6 protein-coding genes and 1 pseudogene are annotated in these 7,456 nt (G+C 77.8%); 5 read left to right on the top strand and 2 right to left on the bottom strand.

Annotated elements, in window-relative coordinates:
• A partial coding sequence (locus tag EJA20_RS17530) for a hypothetical protein (RefSeq protein ID WP_205687568.1) occupies nt 1-375 on the top strand: 375 nt, incomplete at its 5' end.
• A gap of 26 nt (nt 376-401) precedes the next feature.
• Here the strand turns inward: EJA20_RS17530 and EJA20_RS17525 are convergent.
• A complete protein-coding gene (locus EJA20_RS17525; RefSeq protein WP_129339812.1) occupies nt 402-2,288 on the bottom strand; it encodes a dolichyl-phosphate-mannose--protein mannosyltransferase in 1,887 nt (628 codons plus the stop codon).
• A gap of 41 nt (nt 2,289-2,329) precedes the next feature.
• Here EJA20_RS17525 and rsmI point away from each other — a divergent pair, with 41 nt between their 5' ends.
• The gene (gene rsmI, locus EJA20_RS17520) at nt 2,330-3,277 is read left to right on the top strand and encodes a 16S rRNA (cytidine(1402)-2'-O)-methyltransferase (protein ID WP_129339811.1); all 948 of its coding nucleotides are present in this window, start codon (nt 2,330-2,332) and stop codon (nt 3,275-3,277) included.
• A gap of 40 nt (nt 3,278-3,317) precedes the next feature.
• Here rsmI and EJA20_RS17515 read toward each other — a convergent pair whose 3' ends face one another.
• Nucleotides 3,318-3,977: an isochorismatase family protein gene (locus tag EJA20_RS17515; protein WP_129339810.1), complete on the bottom strand. Its 660-nt coding sequence runs from the start codon at nt 3,975-3,977 to the stop codon at nt 3,318-3,320.
• Nucleotides 3,978-4,099: 122 nt separating this feature from the next.
• Here EJA20_RS17515 and metG point away from each other — a divergent pair, with 122 nt between their 5' ends.
• The 3 genes and pseudogenes from metG to EJA20_RS17500 all read left to right on the top strand — a co-directional run.
• On the top strand, nt 4,100-5,893 hold the full coding sequence (gene metG / locus EJA20_RS17510) for a methionine--tRNA ligase (protein WP_129339809.1): 1,794 nt from the start codon (nt 4,100-4,102) through the stop codon (nt 5,891-5,893).
• Nucleotides 5,894-5,895: 2 nt separating this feature from the next.
• Complete coding sequence (locus EJA20_RS17505) at nt 5,896-6,846, top strand: TatD family hydrolase (RefSeq protein ID WP_129339808.1); 951 nt, start codon at nt 5,896-5,898, stop codon at nt 6,844-6,846.
• Nucleotides 6,847-7,021: 175 nt separating this feature from the next.
• Nucleotides 7,022-7,456 (top strand): annotated as a pseudogene (locus EJA20_RS17500) (hypothetical protein); the annotation flags it as partial.

Raw genomic sequence — 7,456 nt, 5'->3', positions numbered from 1 at the left:
GCCCCGGGCGCCCGCGGCGGTGCCCCCGGCGCGGGCGGCGCGCCCGGCACGCCCGGCCCCTCCGGCCCCTCCGGGCCGGCCACCGCGGGCCCCGACGTGACGGACCTGCTGACGTGGGACCCGGCGGCGGGCCTCGACCTGCCCGCCGCGTCCGTCGTCGGGCTGCAGGGCTCCGTCCGGCTGGGGCCGGCCGCGGACCTGCGCGCCCTGCTGCCCGCCCTGCTCCCGTCGCTGCCGCTGCTGGCCGACGCGGCCTGGACGGGGTCGGGCCCCGCCGGTCGGCGCGAGGTGCTCGCCGCGCTCACCCGCCACCCCGCGCTCTGGCGGGCGGTCGGCGTCCCGGTCCAGGCCCGGGAGCCGGACGCGGCGGGCTAGGGCCGGGGCGCCCCGGCCGGGCCCGGTCAGGTCCAGCCGGGCAGCCAGACGTGCAGGTGCCAGAGGGTCCACGTGGTGACCTGCCCGGTCCAGACGGGGTAGAAGAACACCCCGACGACGACGACGAGCAGCGTGCCGGCCGCGACGGCGACGACCCGCCCGCGGCGCCGCCGGACGGCCGTCGCCGTGCTGCCGGGCGTGCCGTCCCGCCCCTCGTCGGGCCGCGCCGCGCCGCCGCGGCCCTCGTCCCCTCCCCCGTCCCCGCCCTCGTCCTGCCCCTCGTCGACGAGCAGGCCCACGACGTGGACCAGGGTGAGGACCACCCAGGGCAGGAAGGCGATGGAGTAGAAGGCGAAGATCGTCCGGTGCGCGTAGGCGAACCACGGCAGCCACCCCGCGACGACGCCGGACAGCGCCGCCGCCGCCCGGCCGTCCCGCCGCACGACGACGAGGACCGCCGCGACGAGCACCGCCGCCGTGCCGAGCCACCACACCAGCGGGTTGCCCAGGGACGTGACCGCCTGCGCGCAGCGGTCGGCGCCGCACAGCGCCCGAGCCGCCGCCGGCTCGAGGGCCGAGACGTCCTGGTCGTAGAAGAACAGCGTCGGGCGCCACTGCACGGGCCAGCCGAGGGGGTGCGCCTGGTAGCTGTGCGGGGTCACGAGCCCGTTGTGGAACCGCCACATCTCCGCGTGGTAGTGCGCCAGCGACCGCAGCGGGCCCGGGAGCCAGCCGACGCCCTGGCCCGGGTTCTGCTCCGCCCACTGCCGCAGGTAGCCGCCGGAGGTGACGAGCCAGCCGGTCCACGACACGACGTAGAGGACGGCGGTGGTCGGGACGAGGGTGAGGAACGCGGGCACGGCGTCCCGCACGAGCGCCGCCCAGGGCCACGCCCGGACCCCGGCGCGGCGCCGGGCCGCGGCGTCCCACCCCACCGTGAGCAGGCCCAGGACGGCGACGAAGTACAGCCCGGACCACTTCGTGCTCACCGCGAGGCCGAGGCACACCGCGGCCGCCACCCGCCAGGGCCGCGCGCCGAGCCGCGGGCCGAGCCCGAGGGGCCGCCCCGCGTCGAGCAGCGCGGCGGTGCGCTCGGCGAGCCGCAGCCGCGCGCGGTCGCGGTCGACGAGCAGGCAGGCGAACGCCGCGACGACGAAGAGGGTGAGGAAGCCGTCGAGCAGGCTCGTGCGCGACAGGGCGATGGCCGTGCCGTCCACGGCGACGAGGAGCCCGGCCAGCGTGCCCAGGGCGGTCGAGCCCAGGAGGCGCCGTCCGGCCCGCGCCACGAGCAGGACGAGCAGGGTGCCGGCGACGGCCGCGGCGAGCCGCCACGCCCAGGGGTGCTCGACGCCGCCGATCCGGATGCCCAGCCCGATGAGCCACTTGCCCACGGAGGGGTGGACGACGTACGCGCCGGCCGACGAGAGGGCACCGGTGTCGCCGGCCTCGAAGCGCGGGTTCGGGTCGTCGCCCCACTGCCCCTCGTAGCCCAGCGCCCAGAGGGAGAAGCCGTCCTTGACGTAGTACGTCTCGTCGAAGACGAGGGAGTCCGGGCGGCCCAGCTGCCAGAAGCGCGCCACGCCGGCGAGCAGCGTGACGGCGAGCGGTCCCAGCCAGCCGAGGAGGCGGGCGCGGGGCGTGGCGTCGAGGCGGAGGGACCGGGCGCCGAGCAGCGTCCGCGCGAGGCGCTCGCGCGTGGCTCCCGGGGGGACGGCCGGGCCCGCGGCGGCCCCGCCGTCCGGCCCGACGGCGGCGTGCCGCGGGGGTCCGCCCGGCCGCCCGTCGCCGGCCGGTGCGGCGGCGTCGGGGCCCGCGCCGGACGCGTGGCGGCCGTGGGACGGCGGCCCGTCCGGTCCGGGCACGCCCGGGGACCGGTCGGGCCAGGGGGTCGGGGCGTCCACCACGGCGGTCATGCTAGGTGGCGCCCCGGCGCCGCATGGCAGGCTGGCGCACCATGACGGCGGCGGGGACGACAGGCGGCACGGACCCCGACGAGCCCGGCGCCCCCGATGCCCCCGACGCCCCCGGCCCCGTGGACGCGGGCCGGGAGCGGGGGCGGCTCGTGCTCGCCGCCACGCCCATCGGCAACGCGGAGGACGCCTCGCCGCGCCTGCGCCGGCTGCTGGCGACGGCGGACGTGGTGGCCGCCGAGGACACCCGTCGCCTGCGCGCCCTCGCGGCCCGCCTCGGCGTCGAGGTCCCGGGTCGCGTCGTCAGCCACCACGAGCACAACGAGGAGGCCCGGTCCGAGGAGCTGCTCGACGTCGTGCGCGGCGGCGGCACCGTCCTCGTCGTCACGGACGCCGGCATGCCGGCCGTCTCGGACCCCGGGTTCCGCGTCGTGGCGGCCGCCGCCCGGGCCGGCGTGCCCGTCACCGCCGCCCCCGGGCCCAGCGCGGTCCTCACCGCGCTGGCCCTCTCCGGGCTGCCCACGGACCGGTTCTGCTTCGAGGGGTTCCTGCCGCGCCGCCCGGGGGAGCGGGCCCGCGCGCTGGCCGAGCTCGCCGCCGAGCGCCGCACGATGGTGCTGTTCGAGGCGCCGCACCGGGTGCCGGAGACGCTCGACGCCCTCGTCGAGGCGTTCGGCCCCGACCGCCCGGCCGCGGTGTGCCGCGAGCTGACGAAGACCTACGAGGAGGTCGTCCGCGGGCCCCTGTCCGAGCTCGCCGCCTGGGCGGCGGCCGGGGAGGTGCGCGGGGAGGTCGTGCTCGTCGTCGCCGGGGCCGAGCGGCGCACCACCGCGACGACCGCCGACCTCGTCGCTGAGGTCCTCGCCCGCGCGGACGCCGGGGAGCGGCTCAAGGACGCGGTCGCCGAAGTGGCGGGCGTCGCCGGGCTGCCGAAGCGGGACCTCTACGCCGCCGCGCTCGTGGCGCGCGGCGAGGCCCGGGCCCGCGGCTGACGGCCGGGGGCGGGCCCGCCGGGGCCGGGCCCGCCGTGGCTCAGAGGTGGTCGGACGTCGTCAGCTCGGCGCCGGCGGCGGCCATCGCCGCGCGCGCGACCGCGCCGAGCTCGGGCGTCACGGGGACGGTGAGGTCGCCGAGCACCCGCGTCCGCAGCCCGAGGGCCAGGGCGTCGAGCGCCGTCGACCGCACGCAGTGCGACTCGGCGATGCCCACCACGTCGACGTCGGTCACGCCCGCCGAGCGCAGGACGTCGGCCAGGGGCCGCCCCTGCGGGTCCACGCCCTCGAACCCCGAGTAGGCGGCGGCGTACTCGCCCTTGCGGACGGAGACGTCGGGCCGCAGGTCGGCCAGCGCCGGGTGCAGCTCGGCCTCCGCCGTGCCGGCGACGCCGTGGGGCGGCCAGGTGTCGACGTAGTCCGGGTCGTCCGAGAAGTGCCCGCCCGGGTCCACGTGCCAGTCCTGCGTCGTCACGACGAGCGCGTAGCGGTCCCGGTGCGCCGCCGCGTACCGCGCGACGCCCTCCGCCACGGCGTCCCCGCCCTCGACGGCGAGCGCGCCGCCCTCGCAGAACGTGGGCTGCACGTCGACGACGAGGAGCGCCCGCCGCACCGCGCCCCCGTCGGCGGCCGCCGTGCCCGTCGTCGTCCCGGTCCCGGTCCCCGTCGTCGTGCCCGTCGTCGTGCCCTCGGCCGTCATGCCGGACCCCTCTCCTCGTCGTCCTGCGTCCCCGGCGCCAACGCCCGCGGCGCCCCCGGTCATCCTGCCGCCGCGACCGGCGGCGACCGGGCCGGGCCGGCGCGCGCCCCTAGGATCGCGCCATGGCCCGCATCCTCTCCGCCGTCGCGTGGCCGTACGCGAACGGCCCCCGCCACATCGGTCACGTCGCCGGCTTCGGCGTCCCCTCGGACGTCTTCTCCCGGTACATGCGGATGGCGGGCCACGACGTCCTCATGGTCTCCGGCACGGACGAGCACGGCACGCCGATCCTCGTCCAGGCGGAGCAGGAGGGCCTGACGCCGCAGGCGCTCGCGGACCGGTACAACCGCGTCATCGCCGAGGACCTCACGCAGCTCGGGCTCACGTACGACCTCTTCACGCGCACGACGACGCGCAACCACTACGCGGTCGTGCAGGAGATGTTCCGGACCGTGCACGCGAACGGCTACATGGTCGAGCGCACGACGATGGGGGCGATCTCCCCGAGCACGGGCCGCACCCTGCCCGACCGCTACATCGAGGGCACGTGCCCCATCTGCGGCTACGACGGCGCGCGCGGCGACCAGTGCGACAACTGCGGCAACCAGCTCGACGCCATCGACCTGAAGAACCCCCGCAGCCGCATCAACGGGGAGACGCCGAGGTTCGTCGAGAGCCAGCACTTCTTCCTCGACCTGCCGGCGTTCGCCTCGGCGCTCGAGGCGTGGCTGCGCACGCGGCAGGACTGGCGCCCGAACGTCCTGAACTTCTCGCTCAACCTCGTCGACGACCTGCGCCCCCGCGCGATGACGCGCGACATCGACTGGGGGATCCCCGTGCCGCTGGCGGGCTGGGAGGAGAACCCGGCCAAGCGCCTGTACGTGTGGTTCGACGCCGTCATCGGCTACCTGTCCGCGTCGGTCGAGTGGGCCCGGCGCTCCGGCGACGACGACGCCTGGCGCGCGTGGTGGAACGACCCCGAGGCGCTCTCGTACTACTTCATGGGCAAGGACAACATCACCTTCCACTCCCAGATCTGGCCCGCCGAGCTCATGGGCTACGACGGCCGGGGCACGAAGGGCGGCTCGCCCGGGGTCTACGGCGAGCTGCAGCTGCCCACGGAGGTGGTGTCGAGCGAGTTCCTCACGATGGAGGGCAGGAAGTTCGCCTCCTCGCGCGGGATCGTCATCTACGTCCGCGACATGCTCGCCCGGTACCAGCCCGACGCGCTGCGCTACTTCATCGCCACGGCCGGGCCGGAGAACCAGGACGCCGACTTCACGTGGGCGGACTTCCTGCGCCGGACGAACGACGAGCTCGTCGCGGGCTGGGGCAACCTCGTCAACCGGACCGCCAGCATGGTCGCGAAGAACTTCGGCGAGATCCCGGCGGCCGCGCAGCGGCTGCCGGTCGACGAGGCGCTCCTGGCGCAGACCGGCGCCGCCTTCGACCGGGTCGGCGAGCTCGTGCGCACCCACCGCCACCGCGCGGCGATCGCCGAGGCCATGCGGGTCGTCGGCGAGGCGAACCGGTACGTCTCGGAGACGGAGCCGTGGAAGCTCACGGGCGACCGGGAGCGGCTGGGCACCGTGCTGAACACCGCCGCGCAGGCGGTCTCCGACGCGAACACGCTGCTCGCGCCGTTCCTGCCGCACTCCGCGCAGCGCGTGCACGAGACGCTCGGCGGCACGGGGACCTTCTCGCCGATGCCGCGGCTCGAGGAGGTCACCGACCTCGACGACCCGAGCCGCGCCTACCCCGTCATCACGGGGGACTACCGGCTCGGGGAGACCGTCGCGCCGTGGCGGTCGGCGCCCGTGGTGCCGGGCACCCCCGTGGCGAAGCCGACGCCGGTGTTCACCAAGCTCGACGACGGCATCGTCGACGAGGAGCTCGCCCGCTACCGGGACCGCTGAGCGTGGGCCGCGGACGCGCCCGCGACCGGGGCTGGCCGGCGGACCCCGCGCCGCTGCCGCTGCCCGTCGTCGACGACCACACGCACCTGGAGTCCGTCCTCGCGTGGGCGCCCGACGGGTGGCGGCGGGACGCGGACGGCGAGCCGCTGCCCGGCCCGGCGCCCACGGTGGAGGACCACCTCGCGCGCGCGGCGGCGGCCGGCGTCGACCGGCACCTCCAGGTCGGGTGCGACCTCGAGGCGGCCGTGTGGACCGACGCCGCCGTCCGCGCCCACCCGGCGCTGCTCGGCGCGGTGGCGATCCACCCGAACGAGGCCGTCCTCCACGCGGGCGTCCGCGAGGTGGCCCCGGACGGGCTCGAGCCCGACCCGCAGGGGCGCCACGACGTGCCGCTCGACGAGGCCGTCGCCCGCATCGCCGACCTCGCGCGCGGCAACCCGCGCATCCGGGCGATCGGGGAGACGGGCCTGGACCACTTCCGCGCCGGGCCGCGGGGGCGGGCCGTGCAGCGGGAGGCGTTCCGGGCGCACGTCGCGCTGGCGAAGGAGCTGGGTCTCGCGCTGCAGATCCACGACCGGGACGCGCACGCCGAGGTCGTCGAGGTGCTGCTCGCGGACGGGGCGCCCGAGCGCACGGTGTTCCACTGCTTCTCCGGCGACGAGGGGCTCGCGCGCACCTGCGCCGAGAACGGCTGGTACTGCTCCTTCGCGGGGCCGCTGACGTTCGTCGCCAACGACGACCTGCGGGCCGCCCTGCGCGTGCTGCCCGCCGGGCTCGTGCTCGTGGAGACGGATGCGCCGTACCTCACACCGGCCCCCGACCGCGGCCGGCCCAACGCGCCGTACCTGCTCCCGACGACCGTGCGCCGCGTCGCGCAGGTGCGCGACGAGCCGCTGGAGCAGGTCTGCGCGCAGGTCAGCGCGACCGCCGAGGCGGTCTACGGCCCCTGGTGAGCCGGACCCGGCCGTCGGGCCCGGGCCTCCCGCGCCCCGTGCCGGGCCGCCCCCAGCCCCGCGCCGCGGTCCACGGGCGGGTGAGAGACCACGCGCGGGGTTCCGGGTCACATCACGGATCGGTTACGGTCGTCGCGGCCAGCCCTCCCTGACCCCCTCTCGAAGGACCGCATCCGTGACCCTGACGGACCCTGCCCTGCCGGCGCGCGCCGCTGCGCCCACCGGTCGGGCCGGCGCGGGCGACGCCGCGCAGACCGCCGTGCCCACGCCTGTGCGCCCGAGCTGGTTCGTCCTCGACCCGCGGGTCGCCGGGACGGACGCCGCCACGAGCGGGGCGGTGGCGACCCTGCGCACCGCCGGCCTCGGCGCCGAGGACACCCGTCCCGTGGTCCCGTCGGCCGTCCCGTCCGCCGTCCTGCCCGGGGCCGGCGCGCCGCCCGCGCGCCGCCGCCGGCACGTCGCGGAGGCGCCCGCCGACGGGCCCGCGCCGGCCCGCACCGACCGTCCCTCGGGGCGGCGCCGGCACGTCGCGACCCCCGGCAGCCCGGGCATGCTGCGCACGCCGTTCTCCGGGGAGATCCCGGTCGTCCCGCTCGCGGGGGACGTGCTC

This window comes from Cellulomonas endophytica (assembly GCF_004123805.1).
GTDB classification, from domain to species: Bacteria; Actinomycetota; Actinomycetes; order Actinomycetales; family Cellulomonadaceae; genus Cellulomonas; species Cellulomonas endophytica.
This window is presented reverse-complemented; position numbering and strand designations above follow the sequence as displayed.

Bases quoted from the DNA above. Each gene is read 5' to 3' on its own strand.
- EJA20_RS17525 (WP_129339812.1), bottom strand. From the start codon at position 2,288: ATGACCGCCGTGGTGGACGCCCCGACCCCCTGGCCCGACCGGTCCCCG.
- rsmI (WP_129339811.1), top strand. From the start codon at position 2,330: ATGACGGCGGCGGGGACGACAGGCGGCACGGACCCCGACGAGCCCGGC.
- EJA20_RS17515 (WP_129339810.1), bottom strand. From the start codon at position 3,977: ATGACGGCCGAGGGCACGACGACGGGCACGACGACGGGGACCGGGACC.
- metG (WP_129339809.1), top strand. From the start codon at position 4,100: ATGGCCCGCATCCTCTCCGCCGTCGCGTGGCCGTACGCGAACGGCCCC.